We start from the raw sequence: 13,838 nt of genomic DNA, 5'->3' as shown, positions 1-13,838 counted from the left end.
ATGGTGGCCGCGCCAGCAGCCGTCGCCACGCCGAACCTTTCAATACCCTCTGCGTCTGCCGGCTACGTACCGGCGGCCCTCGATGCCGCGCCCGTGCAGCAGGTGCCGAGGATTGCCCCTATGGCGTCGGCGTCGCATCGCCGTGGCAGGGCGCAAGCGGCCGATGTCCGTTCGCCTCCCTTGGTCGCCGAGGCTTCGACGTCAGCGCGCTTGGCGCTCGGCTCGAGCCCGACGCTGACGGCCCAAGAGCAGGCCGCTCTTGCCATCGCTCGCCGGTGGAAGGAAAGCAGCGCCAGCAACGGCCTCAACTCCGTTGCCGGCCCGGATGGCACTGTTCGGTTTCTCTTCGGTGCCTCGCAGCCCAGCGTCGTCTGCGCAGTGTTTCAGGTTTGCGATATCGAGCTGCAGCGCGGCGAGACGGTCAACGCAGTCCACCTGGGTGACACCGCTCGCTGGGTGGTCGAGCCGGCCGTCTCTGGCAGCGGCGCCACCGAAGTGATGCACCTGGTGATCAAGCCGATGGACGTCGATCTCGAAACGACGTTGATGGTCGCGACGAACCGCCGCACGTACCACTTGCGCCTGCGCTCGCATCGCTCAGAATTCATTCCGCGTATCGCCTTCATCTACCCCGAGGAAGCTGCTGCCAAGTGGGACGCGATCACGAAGCGCGAGGCCACGGAAAAAGCAGACGCAACGATCCCTTCTACCGACGAATCGATGAATGACCTGAGCTTTGACTATCGCGTCGAAGGCTCGGCGAAATGGAAGCCGGTGCGCGTCTACAACAACGGGCAAAAGACGTTCATCCAAATGCCCACGTCAATGGCAGCTTCCGAAGCGCCAACGCTGCTGCTCGTGCGCAAAGACGGCGGCATCTGGACCGATGAAGAAACCGCGATGGTCAACTATCGCGTTCAGAACGATCGATTCGTGGTTGATGCGCTGTTCGAGAAGGCCATCCTGATTGCCGGTGCCGGCGCTTCGCAGGACCGGATCACGATCACCCGGGGCAAGCAGCAATGAAATGGGCCCTCCTAGGGATTTTTCTATGCGGCGTGCTCGCCGGCTGCGCGAACCTACAGCAGCCGTCGACCGGCAACTTCGCGCCGAATGTACCGGCCGAAGCGAACGCACGTTTCGTCGTCGATTCGCTCACCCAGCTCACGGCTCTGTATCCGCCTGCGCATACTCAGTTGAACCTTGAGCAAAAGGCCGAGGACGCTTTCGGCGTGAGCCTTGTCGAAGCTCTCCGCGCCAAGGGCTACGCCGTTCTGGAGTTCAAGCCACTCGCAGAGGACCGGTTCCTGTGGTCTTCCGCTCGCTCAGCGGCAGGGCAACATGACGGCCTCGGATTGAGCTACGTCGTCGATCAGCCGGGCGCCGGCGACATCTATCGCGTCGTCCTCACGGTGGGCGGCAGGACCTTGACGCGCGCATACCTTGCTCACAACCAAACAGCGTTGCCGGCCGGTGCCTGGTTGCGGAAGGAATAGGAATGTCGACGTCCGATCGAATGTCCCCCGACGCGTCGCCGGGACAGGTATCCAAGGCAGCGGGTACTCGCCGCGTGAACAGCATCCCGGTCTACATTGCATGTGGTGTCGTCGGCATGTTCCTGCTGGTGATGGCGCTCGTTGCGATGGATCGCGCCCAGCAGCAAGACCAACCCGTCGAGTCGAACGAAAAGGCTGGCAGTAGCAGCATGTTCGCGAAGGAGATCGCGGGCGACCGGACGGATGGCGTCGTCCCGGCCTCGGCGTTGGATGTTCCGCCGATGCCTGCCAATGCGGCTGAAGCGCCTCCTGCGCAGCTGGGACAAGCGCCGGTCGTTCCTCCGCTGCAGCCCATGGAACAACAGTTCCCCCAAACCGGAATGGGCACGCGGAACGATGAGCTTGCCGAGCGCACGGCCGAGGAAAGGCGCCAGCAGCTCGAAGCTGCGATGAAAGCAAAGACGGGCGTCCAGTATTTGCCGAAACGCGGCGCCCATGGCATGCCGAACGATCGGTCCAGCTTGACGCCTGCGTCGTCCACCGAGGAAGAGTTGGCCCGCTTGGCCGCACTCCGTCAGCAAGCCGACTCGGCGAATGCCGGCGATCCCATCGCTGCGTATAAGGCCCGTGTCGCTGCGCTGCAGGCCTCGGGCATCGGCGCCGGAAGCGCCGGCGCGGCTGGGTCGTTGTCGTCCGCCGGCGCGGCGCCTTCGAACGACATCGCTCAATTCGGTTCCGGTTCTGGTTCCGGATCGCAGGATCGTTGGAAGCTCAATTCCTCTCCCGAGCGTCCGAGGACGAAGTACGAGCTTCGCGCTGGCTTCGTGATTCCCGCAACGTTGATCTCCGGCATCAACTCGGAGCTGCCAGGCCAGATCGTCGCCCAAGTCAGCCAGAACGTGTTTGATACCCCCACTGGCAAGTACCTGCTGATCCCACAGGGCGCGCGCCTCGTCGGCTCGTACGCCAACAACGTGATTTATGGACAGTCGCGCGTCCTCGTGGCATGGCAGCGCATTGTCTTTCCGGACGGAAAGGCGATGGACATCGGTGCTATGCCTGGAGCCGACAGCGCGGGCTATGCCGGCTTCAACGATCAGGTGAACAACCACTACGTCCGGATCTTCAGCTCCGCTTTGCTCATGTCCGGCGTGATTGCGGGCGTGACATACAGCCAAGGCAGCAGCGGCACGACGACGCCAAACAGCGCACCGACCGCTGCAAGTGTGCTCAGCCAGGCACTCGGGCAAGAACTGGGGCAAGTCACTTCGCAAATGATTTCAAAGAACCTGAACATCGCGCCCACGCTGGAGATCCGGCCTGGGTATCGCTTCAACGTCGTGGCGGTCAAAGACCTGACGTTCACGAGGCCCTATCGCTCGTTCGACTATTGATGCTAAGGCGAAAGAACATGAGAAAACTAGTTGCAAGAGCAACCACGCTGGTTGCGCTGTGTCTCGCGATGGGCTCGTCCTGCGCGGGGATTCCGACAATCGACATCACCAACGTGATTCAAAACACGATCACGGCATCCGAAGAGGTCGCGCAGACGGCCAAGCAGATTGAGCAATACAAGACGCAGCTCGACCAGTACGAGAACATGCTGAAGAACACTGCGGCGCCCGCTGCGTACGTTTGGGACAAGGCCCAGTCGACGATGAGCAGCCTGCGAAGCGCCATCGACACGTACGCGTACTACAAGAACCAGCTCGGCAGCATCGACAGCTACCTGGCCAAGTTCCAGAACACGAACTACTACAAGTCCTCCCCTTGCTTTCAGCCGACAGGGTGTAGCGCGGCGGAGTGGGCAAAGCTCAAGGGACAGCAGGCTTTCGCCTCGGAAGCGCAAAAGCGCTCGAACGACGCCATGATGCGTGGCCTGGACAAGCAGCAGGAGGCACTCGATGCCGACGCGCGGCAACTGGAGCGGCTGCAGTCGAGCGCCCAAACGGCCGATGGCCAAATGAAGGCCATCCAGAACGCCAGCATGATCGCCGCGAACTCAGGCAATCAGCTGCTACAGATTCGCGGTCTGCTCATCGCGCAGCAAAACGCAATGGCAACCCGCATGCAGGCACAAGCGGATGCTGAGGCCCTGCGCGCTGCGGCGGACGCGAAGCAGACCGGGGGCAGCTACGTGCGGACCACCCCGATGACCAGCTGGTGAACGCCGTGAACAGAAAGCAACTTGGAAGAAGCGCGGCTGTGATCCTGGCATTGATGGCTCTCTCGGCATGCAACCCGGCGCCATCGAAAGTGGCGATGCCAGAAGTCAACGACGAAACCTGCAAGGTGAGTTCGATCAAAGCGTTGCCTGACCAGATGAGGACGCCATTTGCCGACAAGTGCTTTACACGGCCGTCGTCGTTCGGTCAGGCCAGCAAGGCGAAGACATGGTGACGCGCGAGGCCTGCTCGAACAAGGCCGGCTTGCTGTTGTTCGTCGCGCTGCTTGTCGTTGCAAGCCACGCGCAAGCGGCAGCGAACGTCGGCGTGCTGGATGACGTCACGCACCGGTTCCAAAGCGCTGCGGCGAGTTGGACGGCCACGATCTCGGATGCAGCGGCGCGCCTCTTCTGGTCGCTCGCGGTCATCAGCATGGTTTGGACCTTCGGAATGATGGCGCTGCGCAAAGCCGACATCGGCGAGTTCTTCGCCGAGTTCGCACGCTTCACCATCTTCACAGGCTTCTACCTGTGGATCCTGACGAACGGGCCGAGCTTCGCCATTTCGATCATGGATTCCCTCAAACAGCTTGGTGGCCAGGCTTCCGGCGCAGCCGGTATCACGCCGTCGGGCATCGTGGACGTGGGCTTCAATGTCTTTTCCAAGGTCGTAGAAAACAGTTCCATGTTCAGCCCTGCCGTGAGCCTCGGCGGAATTCTGATGGGCATCATCATTCTGGGTGCGCTGGCATTGGTCGCCGTGAACATGGTGGTGCTGCTGGTGAGCGGATGGATCCTGGCCTACGCGGGGACCTTTTTCCTCGGCTTCGGCGGATCGCGCTGGACTTCGGACATGGCCATCAACTACTACAAGACGGTCCTCGGCGTCGCGGCCTCGCTGATGGGCATGGTCCTTCTGGTGGGCATCGGCAAAGGGTTCATCGACGACTATTACGCGCAGATGGGTGACGCCACGATGAAAGATCTCGCGGTCTTGCTCGTTGCTTCCATTGTCCTCCTGGCGTTGGTCAGCAAGATCCCCGGCCTGATCGCCGGGATCATCACCGGCGCGAGCGTCGGCGGTGCCGCCCACGCGGGAAGTTTTGGAGCCGGGACATTGCTTGGTGCAGGCGCGATCGCAGGCGCTGCAGTGGCTGCAGCAGGTGCCGCTGTCTCGGCAGGCACATCGCAAGCGCTCGGCGGATCGCAAGCGCTGTCGGCGGCGTTCAAGGCGGCGTCACAGGCAGGTAGCAGCGGCTCGGACTTCGGCGCATCCGCGATGGGGATGAGCGCCGGTAGCGGCGCAGGCGGCGATGGCGGCGCGCCATCACTGGGTGAGGCGATGGGAGGCTCGGGCGGTGGTTCGCAGTCACCCATGAGCGATATGGGCAAGGCCGCGAATGGCGGTGGATCGTCCTCTCAAAGTGAGCGCGATGCGGGCTCCAGTGATGTCAAGGATGGTGATTTTGCGTCAGCTGTCGAAGGGGAGGGCGGCGGCAGCGGCGCAAAAGAAGGCGATAGCTCGGCGTCCGAACAAGGTGGTTCTTCGGCCCTTGGCCAACTCGCACGGGGTGTCGGGCGCATGGCACGCAACAAGACGGTGTCTGCTTGGAATGCCGCACAGCAACGCGGGTCGGAAACGGCCCTTGGCCAGCTCGCCCAGGAGATTCGCAGCCCGACAAAAGAACAGCTCTGGATTCCAAGCAACGAAGCAGCGGACGAGGGCACGCCGAGCTCCTCACCAGATACCCCAACCACCGCCTCCAGCAGCGACGAAGGCTCAGCCGAAGTCGCCGAATTCCGTGATCGCAAGCAAGCGTCCTGAGGAAACCATGGACACCCAACACGTCGTTGCAGGCGCAGCCTGCGCCATCCTCTCCACGCTGTGTTTGCCCTCGGCGGCGCAGGCCCCCGCAATCCTTGAGGGCGACACGCGTCTCGCGTGCGAAGCGATCATGTGCCTGGCGACGAGCCAACGCCCGCATGAATGCAACCTGGCAATCCTGCGCTACCTGAGCATCGTCGGCAAGAAGCCAGGTGAGACGGTGCAAGCGCGCGCCGCATTCTTGAACAAATGCCCTGCAGGGAGCCAGACCCCGGCCATGCAGTCGTTTGTTGCGTCGATCGCAAATGGCGCAGGGCGATGCGATGCGGCGTCGATCAATCAGGCCAACCGCGAAACCTCTCCGGTCGAAGTCGGCGATGGTGTGCGGATCTCCATCAGCAACGTCTTGCCATCGTACTGCGACGCGTACATGAACCATGCGTACACGGGCGGGACGATCGCGCTGCCGCGCTATGTTGGACGCCAAGACAGGGGCGGCTACTGGGTAGAGGCGGCCCAGTACGAGCAAGCGTTGAGTGAGTACAACCATCGCATCCGGCAAGAGGACGCGAACGCGCTTTTGAGTTCGGGTACTCAGTCGTTGCCGACCAGCCGGTGGCAGCGATGAACTCAGCTTCGGCTCAGCTGCAGGCCGCGGCCTCTCCGGCGACGGCGGTGCCGCGCTTGCACGTGGCCGATGGAACGCTCGAAGCCATCAAGTGGCTGGCGCTCGTGCTGATGACAGGCGATCACGTCAACAAGTACCTCTTCAACGAGACCTTGCCATACCTCTTCGAGCTGGGCCGACTGGCCGCGCCGCTCTTCGCGTTCGTGCTGGCCTACAACCTTGCCCGCCCGGGTGCGATGACTCGTGGCGCATATCAGCGAACGATGCGGCGCCTGGCCGTGGTCGGCCTCCTGGCAACGCCCGCATTCCTGGCGTTGGGCGGGCTCCTCGGCGGCACGTATCCACTGAACATCATGTTCATGCTGCTGGCGTCGACGGCCGCGATGTACTTGCTCGAGCGAGGAGAGCACGCAGCGGCGCTGACGGTGATCGTCATCGGCGGCGCGCTGGTCGAATTCTGGTGGCCGGCGATCGGCTTTGCCATCGCGGTCTGGTCCTTCGCCCGTTCGTCAACTTGGCGAGATCTGATCTTCGCCTTCGCGTGCTGCGCATTGCTTTGGGTCATCAACAGAAATTTCTGGGCACTGGCCGCGCTTCCGCTCCTGGGTGTCCTGTCGCGCATCGACCTCGCCATACCTCGCGTGTGGTGGATCTTCTATGCCTTCTACCCAGCACACCTCGTGGCCCTGTGGCTCATCCGGATCCCGATGGCCAAGGCTGGCTACTTGTTCTTCTAGGCGATGCAAGCAATACGAACCGGGGTTTTGAAGTTGTTTGGATCTGCGACGGATCAAGTCACGCGCGCCCGAGCGGTTCACCGCGCTGTGTTGGCGTGCTGCGCCCTTGCGGCATTGCCGGTATTCGGGATGGAATCGGCCGATGTGGCTGCCCTGGTCGCGCGGTGCGCGCCGACGGTCGCGCCAAGCACCATGCAAGCCATCCTTCGGGTCGAATCGGGCTTCAAGCCTCACGTCATTGGCTATCTCGTGCGCAGCCCGCAGGGCAAGTTCAATCTGAGCCGTCAGCCCAGGAGCAAAGAGGAGGCGATTGCCTGGGCAACGTGGATGCACGCCAACGGGTATCGGTTCGACGCCGGCCCGGCGCAAGTCAATTCGAGCAACTTCGAGCGCTATGGCTTGACGCCCGCATCGGCCTTCGAGCCCTGCCAAAACATCGGCGCAGGCGGCGCAATCCTCACTTCTGAATATCTGCGCGCAGTCCGCAAGTTCGGACCTGGCCAATACGCTCTGCGCGCAGCGATCTCTTCCTACAACAGCGGCAACTACGTCACTGGCTTTTCCAACGGCTATGTCAGGCACGTCTCCAACGCAGCGGCTCAGTCGACGCGCCCGCCGCTTCAGCCACAACGCTCCGCGAGCCGATAACTCTCCCAGGAATTCACTTCAATGAAGTTGCCCCTTCTGGCCTTCGCCGCGTCACTCGTGGTGTGCAGCACGTGTACGGCACAGAGCGTGGCCGCAGGCCAAGACAGCCTGCACCGCGCCTTGGCGAAGATCGTTCCAGAGCCGTTCGAGGTCAACGTCGACTCGCGCATCCCTGCGGATACCGTCCTCCGATGGGACGACTCGGTCGACTGGATGGCCGCGCTGAAACAAGCCGCAGCAAAGAGCAATTTGATGTTGCGTCCGCGCTGGGACGCCGGTCTGATCGACGTTGTTCCTGGGCCCAAGCCGGCTGTGAAGGCCGTCGATCCTACGCCCACAGTCGCAGCAGCTGCGCCAGTCAGTGCGCCCGTAGCCGTCGTTGCAGCAGTGACGATGCCTCGCACATCTGGCCCGGCCGCTACGGGCTTGATGCCTACTTCAGCAGCAGCTCCGGCACCGGTGGCGACGATGGCACCCACATCCGCTCCTGGCCCTGTGGCAGCAACCGCGCCAACACTGACGAATGTGGCAACGACTGTCACGAAGCCCGCTGTTGCCGAGCGCAAGCCCGAGCCAGAAAAGATCTCCCAAATAGCAAAGCCCACGCCTGTGAAGGCACCGACAGGTCCAACCTGGAGCGTCCAGATCAAGGACCTGAACCTCGCGACCACTTTCCAACGATGGGCCGCGGTTGCGGGCTGGAAGGTCCGCTGGGATGCCGACAAGCACGTGATGGTGGAAGCGCCGGACAGCTTCACGGGCTCGTTCGAGGACGCCGTCACGGCGCAGCTCTCGTCGCCTGGCATTGCCTACAGCTCGTATCCCCTCGAAGTCTGCTTCTACCCCAACACCCCGCCACTGGCCCGCGTGACGCGCAAGGGCGATCAAGCCAAGGAATGCCAATGACGCGCACCCTCACTCGTCTGGCTCTTGCCTTCGTCGGCATGGGCATGCTCGCCGCTTGCGGCACATCCAAGCGCATCGCAGAAGACGGCGCCGTTGTTCGCGAGCAAACCGCCACGGTGATGCGAGGCACGCGACAGGCGCCGATGCCCGTCGTCGATGACACGGTGGGTTCGCCGGCCGACGCCGATGCGCGAGCCACCTACGCACGCAACACGCCGGTGGGGCGGCACGCCACGCGGGCATGGATTGGTGCCCGCATGACGGCCGTCCAGAGCGATGAAGTCCTTCCCCCGATTTTCTCGGAGACGTTCAAGCTCAACTTCGATGACCGTGCGACGAACGGGCGCGTTTCCATTGCAGTCATCGCTGAGCGCCTGACGCGGTTGACGAACGTTCCGGTGCGTGTCAAGCAGGACGTCTACGGCGGCGGCGCTGGCGCCTCTGACCCTCAAGGCAATTTCGCAGGGCCAATGCCGCTCGCTGTCGCACCCTTCGCTGGCGGCGTCATCGTTCCACCGCTCGTGCCGCGGAACGGCGCGCAGCCGCCGGTTGTCGCACCCAGGCCGCTCGGGCCTGGCGCCCCAGCGGTGCCAGCGCCCAACGTTGCGTCGATTGTTCCGCCATTGGCAGGAGATTTCGACGGCAACGCTCCAGCAAACCCCTTCCGTCAACCTCTGACGGATGTGAGTTCGCTCGATATGCGCTGGGATGGCACCTTGTCTTCGTTCCTGGATCAGGTCACGGGTCGCCTCAACCTGAGCTGGTCGTATCGCGACGGCGTCGTGGTCATCGAGCGATTCATCAGCGAGTCGTTCGAGCTGGCCGCGTTCGTAGGAACGCAGGACTACAAGATGAGCCTTGGGGCGACCAATACGGGCCAGTCGGGTGGCAGCGGCGCGGCGGGCAATACCGGCTCAACGACGACGAATCTGGATGTGACCGAGAGCGGAAAAATCGCCGCGCTGGAGTCATTGCGCAAATCCATTGAAGGGATGGTCGTGCCCACGGGCGGGTCTGTTGTCCTCAGCGAGGGCTCGGGCCGCTTCACGGTCACGGCGACCAAGGATGTCATGGGGCGCGTGCGCGACGTGCTGCGCCATGAAGAAGCCGCCATGATGCGGCAGGCCCAGATTCAGATCGACGTCTATAGCGTGACGACGAATGACAACGACGAGCGTGGTGTCGACTGGAGCGTGGTCTACCAGAACCTGGCACGTACCTGGGGTGCAGCGGTCAAGTCGCCGGCCACGCTTTCCGGCTCGCTCGGTGGCAGCGTCGGCTATTCCATCCTTCAACCGGCAAGCGGATCCGCCGGGTCGAGCGCGACGCAGGCGCGCTTCGGAGATTCGTCGGCAGTTCTTACGCTGCTCAACCAGATCTCGGACACGGCGCAATACCGGCCCGTCTCGATGATCGCGCTGAACCGTCAGTGGGCTCGCAAGACCAACCTCAAGACGGACGGTTACCTGTCCGAAACAACACCGGCAACGGCTTCATCCGTGGGCTCTGGCGCCCCGGGCCTGAAAACCAGCTCCATCGTCACCGGCGACAAATTCCTCGTTCAACCGGCGATCCTCGACAACGGTGTCATCCTCCTCAAGTTTGGCGTCTCGTTGACCGAGCTACTCAGCTTGTTCGACGTGTCAGCAGGCGAGGGCGCAACCTTCCAAAAAGTCCAGACCCCCGTGACCTCTGGCACCGATGACCAGACGACGGTGCGACTCAATCCCGGCGAGGCGATGGTCCTCACCGGCCTGTCGCGCCGCGTCTCCGTTGGAGACACGCGCACCCTGGCCAATGGCGTTCCAGTTGCGGCGGGCGGCAGCCGCAAGCTCGGCTATAAGCGCGAGGACTTCATGATCGTCGTGCGCGCCGTCCAGCTGTGAGGCACTGAATGCCGAGCATTGTTTTCGAAACTCCGCAGGGAAAGCGCCTTGTCGGCGGCATCGATTGGCGGCTCCTGCCCGCGTCAGGATCGGTTGACGGGAACCTGCGCGAAGAAGCCAGGCATCGCGGCGCGACGCACGCGACGCTTGCCACGGCTCGCTTATCCGAAGGGGTTCAGGTCAAAGGCAAGCGCCTGCAGATCCAGCGCGTGAGCGCTGGCCTGTTCTCGAGCGTCGAAGGCGCCAAACCTCTGAAGGGTTCGCATTCGCTGGCAGCGGCCTTTGCGCAATGGTCCCGGCAGCACGAAACCGCCCTCCTGAATGTTCAGACGGGCGACGGGAAGTTCGCAGTCGTCGTCGTCATCAACGGCCTGCCGATCTTCGACAAGATCGAAGAGGACGGCAAGCAAGCGTTCGAGAGCACGCTGCAGTTCATGAGAGAGCATCCGGCGATCTCGGTGTTCTCTGATGACCTGGAAAAGTATCCGTCGTCGCAGCTCACGCAAAACCTGCTCGATCGGATCTCGAAGGCGACGAGCAAGGTCACCGCGCTGAAGCCAATTCCCGCGGATGCTGCGAAGCTCTCCATCCTGGCCATCCTCGTGCTCAGTGCCGCCACGGGCTGGATGTACTACTCCAAGTACAAGGCGGCAAAGCTCCGGCAAGAAGCGATTGCGCGGCAGCGCGCGGCCGATCCGATCCCGAAGTACCTCAACGCATTGGCCACAGCGCGGCAGTCGGTAGGTGTCGAACGCGAGGCGCTGCAGGCGTCGGCCGAGGCGGTACAACGCTTTCCGCTGGCACCCGAGGGCTGGCGAATCACTCGGGTGGGCTGCAGCCTCGGCCTTGGCTGCGAGGTCGTGTTCTTTCGCAGTACGGGCACCTACAAGAGCCTGCAGGCAGCGATGCCGTTCCTTGAACTCAGCCCGTCGTCCGACATCAACCTGAACGAAGCGCGCATGACCTGGAAGCAGGCGCTGCCGGCTGAGCGCCTGGATCCGGCCACCCAGCTGCCGGCGCTCAGCCAGTTTCTGCAAGGCGCCGATGCCTCGAAGCTGCAAACCTGGCTCGTGGCCGGGCTGGCTGTCCAGTTGACGCCGCCCATGCTTTGGCCGCAGGCACCCGGCGTCCCGCAGTCTTTCAAACACCCTCAAGCCCTGGCCGCTGGGAAGTTCGAAGTCAGCTCGGTCGCACTGCCGCAGCTCGCCGAGGCCATCAGCACGGCGCCCAGCAACGTGAGTTGGACGAGCTGGCGCATCGAAGTTGGCGACGCCAAGCAAGAACCCCTTTCCCGCGCGAAGGCGCGCCTGACCGGAAACTACTATGTCACGAACCATTGAACGTGCTCGAGCCAAGGTGGCTGGCGCTCTGCTGGTTGTCGCCATCGGTGCGGCTGCCGCGCTCCCCAGCGGCGCGCAAACCATCGGCGAGCTGGCCGATGCCCAACGTCTCAAGCAGCAATCGGAAATCGCCAAGCTGCGCCGTGAGGCGGCAGCGGCCGAGATCCTCCTGGCGGCTCCTTCGAAGCAAGCCGAACCGGTGAAGCTGTCGGAGGAGGAAATCAAGGCGATCGCCCGCAAGAGGGCAGAGGCCTCGCGGCCGAAAATCGTCTTGCATTCGCTCTACGCCAGAAACGGCGTCTGGATTGCCGAGCTGGCCGAAGGGCAGCGGCTGGCCCTGGCGCTGGTCGGGATGAACCTCTACGGTCAACGCATCGTGGCGATCGACCAACGCGGCGTCCACCTCTCGAAGGCCTGCACCGCTGCGGACGTGCGCGAGAAGGCGCGTTGCGGCAACCGCACCCTCAATGTCGGGGAGGCCATCTGATGTTCTTCCGCAAAGTTGAAGACGCAGCGAGCGCCGGCGTTGCGCTGGCGCCGTCCCCGATCGCGCGCACTGTCGCGCCGATCGCCATTGAAGAGCTGTCGCACTTCAAGACGTTTGCGGACGTGCCCAAGTTCCAAAAGGCGCTGAGCGCCGGGATTCGACCGCTGATCGCGCTCCCACAGGAGGTCCGCGAAAAGGTGGTGGTCGTGGAGCAGCCTGGCCGGATCGCATTGGTCGTACAGGCGGATGTGGACCGGTCCCAGCTGGAATCCATCAAGGGCAAGCTGCGGGAGCATAACTACGCGCTTCGCGTCGCCACTGCCGATCCCGTTGTCATCCGGGACATCTACCAGGGCGCCGGAGAAGCGGGTGACGTGGATCGGTCTGCCCGAGCCGGCAACGAATTCATGAAGGAGTCGGCAGAGTGGGTGGCCTACGCCGTCCAGAACCGGGCGACCGACATCCACCTTGAGGTGCGCGGCTCGATCGGCGTTGTCCGCGTGCGCGTGGACGGCGAACTCGAAGCGATGAAGGGTCCGAATGGCGGGCGCTACACCGCGAAGTTCATGGAGCAATGCATGGCCTCGCTCTTCAACAACGATCAACAGAGCAAGTCGGGGTCAGACTCCCTCTTCGACAAGGAAAAATTCCTGTACTGCATGGTGCCGTACTCGGAAAGAGGGCTGAGCCTCAAGCTGCGCTTCCAGTCGATGAAGGGCAACGAAGGCCCCAAGACCGTCCTGCGCTTGCTTCACGTCGACGAGAACCAACCGACGCTGACCTTCGAGCAGTTGGGCTACGCGCCTTCGCACGTCGCGCTCTGGGAGCAAGCAATGCAGACGCCTTCGGGCATGGTCCTCATTGCCGGCGTCACCGGCTCCGGCAAGTCGACCCTCCTGAAATCATTCATCGAGCTGAACCCCAACACGCCGCGAAGCGCCGTATCGACCATCGAGGATCCGGTCGAGTACCCGATCCGAGGCGCTCATCAGATCCCGATCCAACGTGATCTGAGCGACGGCAAGGAATCCGCCAAGCGGTACGCCGAGACGATCGGCGCACTCATGCGTTCGGACCCGGACATCGTGATGCTCGGCGAAATCCGCGATCACTTCAGCGCGAACGCGGCGCAGCAGCTCGCCGAGACGGGCCACATGGCGCTGGGGACCGTGCATGCGCATCTGCTCTCCGGCATCGTGCCGCGCCTGGTGAACCCTGAGATCGGCTTCAGCCGGCAGATCCTCACGGCGCCCAACATTGCAACGCTGTTTGCCTACCAGGCGCTGGTGGCCAAGCTTTGCCCGGCCTGTTGCATGGGTACGACCGAGGCTTCCCAGCACGATTTAAGCGTTGCGACGATCGCCGGCCACATGAAGACCTTGGGCATCGACGCAGCACCCATGCGCTGGAAGAGAATCGGCGGCTGCACGGAATGCCGCCAGCGTGGCACGGTCGGCCTCACGGTCGCCGCAGAAATGCTGATGCCCGATGAAGAGTGGTTGAGGCCGATCCGCGAAGGGCGCGATACCGATGCGGTCGAGGTCTATCGCTCGCGCTCGAACGGTCGATTCGATGACCCGGACATGACCGGCAAGACGGTCTTCGAGCACACGCTGTACAAGGCGCTCGCGGGCCAAGTCGATGCGCGTCAGTGCTCGCGCTTCGACACGTGGCATCGGTTCATGTTGCACGCCAACAGGCGCAAGCAACCGAGCTGAAAC

14 protein-coding genes are annotated in these 13,838 nt (G+C 63.2%); all 14 read left to right on the top strand.

Translation table 11 applies throughout. The features are described from left to right. The first annotated feature begins 120 nt into the window (after positions 1–120). The 14 genes from trbG to E5P2_RS34760 all read left to right on the top strand — a co-directional run bounded on the left by trbG (position 121) and on the right by E5P2_RS34760 (position 13,835). Entirely contained in the window at positions 121–1,026 is a 906-nt protein-coding gene (gene trbG, locus E5P2_RS34825) for a P-type conjugative transfer protein TrbG (protein WP_162571656.1), read from the top strand. After that, positions 1,023–1,496, top strand: coding sequence for a conjugal transfer protein TrbH (locus E5P2_RS34820; RefSeq protein WP_162571602.1), 474 nt, complete (start codon positions 1,023–1,025; stop codon positions 1,494–1,496). Before trbG ends, E5P2_RS34820 begins: the two co-directional genes overlap by 4 nt. Positions 1,497–1,498: 2 nt before the next feature. Further along, positions 1,499–2,890, top strand: coding sequence for a TrbI/VirB10 family protein (locus E5P2_RS34815; RefSeq protein ID WP_162571601.1), 1,392 nt, complete (start codon positions 1,499–1,501; stop codon positions 2,888–2,890). After that, a complete protein-coding gene (gene trbJ, locus E5P2_RS34810; protein ID WP_269475718.1) occupies positions 2,890–3,663 on the top strand; it encodes a P-type conjugative transfer protein TrbJ in 774 nt (257 codons plus the stop codon). The genes E5P2_RS34815 and trbJ overlap by 1 nt, the downstream gene beginning before the upstream one ends. After that, on the top strand, positions 3,660–3,896 hold the full coding sequence (trbK, locus tag E5P2_RS34805; RefSeq protein ID WP_232081006.1) for an entry exclusion lipoprotein TrbK: 237 nt from the start codon (positions 3,660–3,662) through the stop codon (positions 3,894–3,896). Before trbJ ends, trbK begins: the two co-directional genes overlap by 4 nt. Further along, positions 3,890–5,485 (top strand): P-type conjugative transfer protein TrbL, encoded by a 1,596-nt coding sequence (gene trbL / locus E5P2_RS34800; RefSeq protein WP_162571600.1) that lies wholly within the window; start codon positions 3,890–3,892, stop codon positions 5,483–5,485. Before trbK ends, trbL begins: the two co-directional genes overlap by 7 nt. Positions 5,486–5,492: 7 nt before the next feature. Then, entirely contained in the window at positions 5,493–6,113 is a 621-nt protein-coding gene (locus E5P2_RS34795; protein ID WP_162571599.1) for a TrbM/KikA/MpfK family conjugal transfer protein, read from the top strand. Continuing rightward, positions 6,110–6,850, top strand: coding sequence for a TraX family protein (locus E5P2_RS34790; RefSeq protein ID WP_162571598.1), 741 nt, complete (start codon positions 6,110–6,112; stop codon positions 6,848–6,850). Before E5P2_RS34795 ends, E5P2_RS34790 begins: the two co-directional genes overlap by 4 nt. 129 nt (positions 6,851–6,979) lie before the next feature. Beyond that, positions 6,980–7,498 (top strand): lytic transglycosylase domain-containing protein, encoded by a 519-nt coding sequence (locus E5P2_RS34785; RefSeq protein ID WP_162571597.1) that lies wholly within the window; start codon positions 6,980–6,982, stop codon positions 7,496–7,498. A gap of 21 nt (positions 7,499–7,519) precedes the next feature. Continuing rightward, a complete protein-coding gene (locus E5P2_RS34780; protein ID WP_162571596.1) occupies positions 7,520–8,404 on the top strand; it encodes a toxin co-regulated pilus biosynthesis Q family protein in 885 nt (294 codons plus the stop codon). After that, on the top strand, positions 8,401–10,290 hold the full coding sequence (locus tag E5P2_RS34775; protein ID WP_162571595.1) for a hypothetical protein: 1,890 nt from the start codon (positions 8,401–8,403) through the stop codon (positions 10,288–10,290). The genes E5P2_RS34780 and E5P2_RS34775 overlap by 4 nt, the downstream gene beginning before the upstream one ends. Positions 10,291–10,298: 8 nt before the next feature. Next, positions 10,299–11,630, top strand: coding sequence for a type 4b pilus protein PilO2 (locus E5P2_RS34770; protein ID WP_162571594.1), 1,332 nt, complete (start codon positions 10,299–10,301; stop codon positions 11,628–11,630). A 16-nt stretch (positions 11,631–11,646) separates the two neighbouring features. Then, positions 11,647–12,117, top strand: coding sequence for a hypothetical protein (locus tag E5P2_RS34765; protein ID WP_162571593.1), 471 nt, complete (start codon positions 11,647–11,649; stop codon positions 12,115–12,117). Then, on the top strand, positions 12,117–13,835 hold the full coding sequence (locus E5P2_RS34760) for a GspE/PulE family protein (protein WP_162571592.1): 1,719 nt from the start codon (positions 12,117–12,119) through the stop codon (positions 13,833–13,835). Before E5P2_RS34765 ends, E5P2_RS34760 begins: the two co-directional genes overlap by 1 nt. Positions 13,836–13,838: the final 3 nt, after the last annotated feature.

Origin of the sequence: Variovorax sp. SRS16 (assembly GCF_901827165.1) — a bacterium.
Taxonomy (GTDB): Bacteria; Pseudomonadota; Gammaproteobacteria; order Burkholderiales; family Burkholderiaceae_C; genus Variovorax.
Note: the sequence above shows the minus strand (reverse complement) of the source record. Positions and strands in the feature narration are given on the sequence as shown.

Excerpts from the sequence above, each read along its gene's own strand:
- trbG (WP_162571656.1), top strand. The coding sequence starts at position 121 with ATGGCGTCGGCGTCGCATCGCCGTGGCAGGGCGCAAGCGGCCGATGTC.
- E5P2_RS34820 (WP_162571602.1), top strand. The coding sequence starts at position 1,023 with ATGAAATGGGCCCTCCTAGGGATTTTTCTATGCGGCGTGCTCGCCGGC.
- E5P2_RS34815 (WP_162571601.1), top strand. The coding sequence starts at position 1,499 with ATGTCGACGTCCGATCGAATGTCCCCCGACGCGTCGCCGGGACAGGTA.
- trbJ (WP_269475718.1), top strand. The coding sequence starts at position 2,890 with ATGCTAAGGCGAAAGAACATGAGAAAACTAGTTGCAAGAGCAACCACG.
- trbL (WP_162571600.1), top strand. The coding sequence starts at position 3,890 with ATGGTGACGCGCGAGGCCTGCTCGAACAAGGCCGGCTTGCTGTTGTTC.
- E5P2_RS34795 (WP_162571599.1), top strand. The coding sequence starts at position 5,493 with ATGGACACCCAACACGTCGTTGCAGGCGCAGCCTGCGCCATCCTCTCC.
- E5P2_RS34790 (WP_162571598.1), top strand. The coding sequence starts at position 6,110 with ATGAACTCAGCTTCGGCTCAGCTGCAGGCCGCGGCCTCTCCGGCGACG.
- E5P2_RS34785 (WP_162571597.1), top strand. The coding sequence starts at position 6,980 with ATGGAATCGGCCGATGTGGCTGCCCTGGTCGCGCGGTGCGCGCCGACG.
- E5P2_RS34780 (WP_162571596.1), top strand. The coding sequence starts at position 7,520 with ATGAAGTTGCCCCTTCTGGCCTTCGCCGCGTCACTCGTGGTGTGCAGC.
- E5P2_RS34775 (WP_162571595.1), top strand. The coding sequence starts at position 8,401 with ATGACGCGCACCCTCACTCGTCTGGCTCTTGCCTTCGTCGGCATGGGC.
- E5P2_RS34770 (WP_162571594.1), top strand. The coding sequence starts at position 10,299 with ATGCCGAGCATTGTTTTCGAAACTCCGCAGGGAAAGCGCCTTGTCGGC.
- E5P2_RS34760 (WP_162571592.1), top strand. The coding sequence starts at position 12,117 with ATGTTCTTCCGCAAAGTTGAAGACGCAGCGAGCGCCGGCGTTGCGCTG.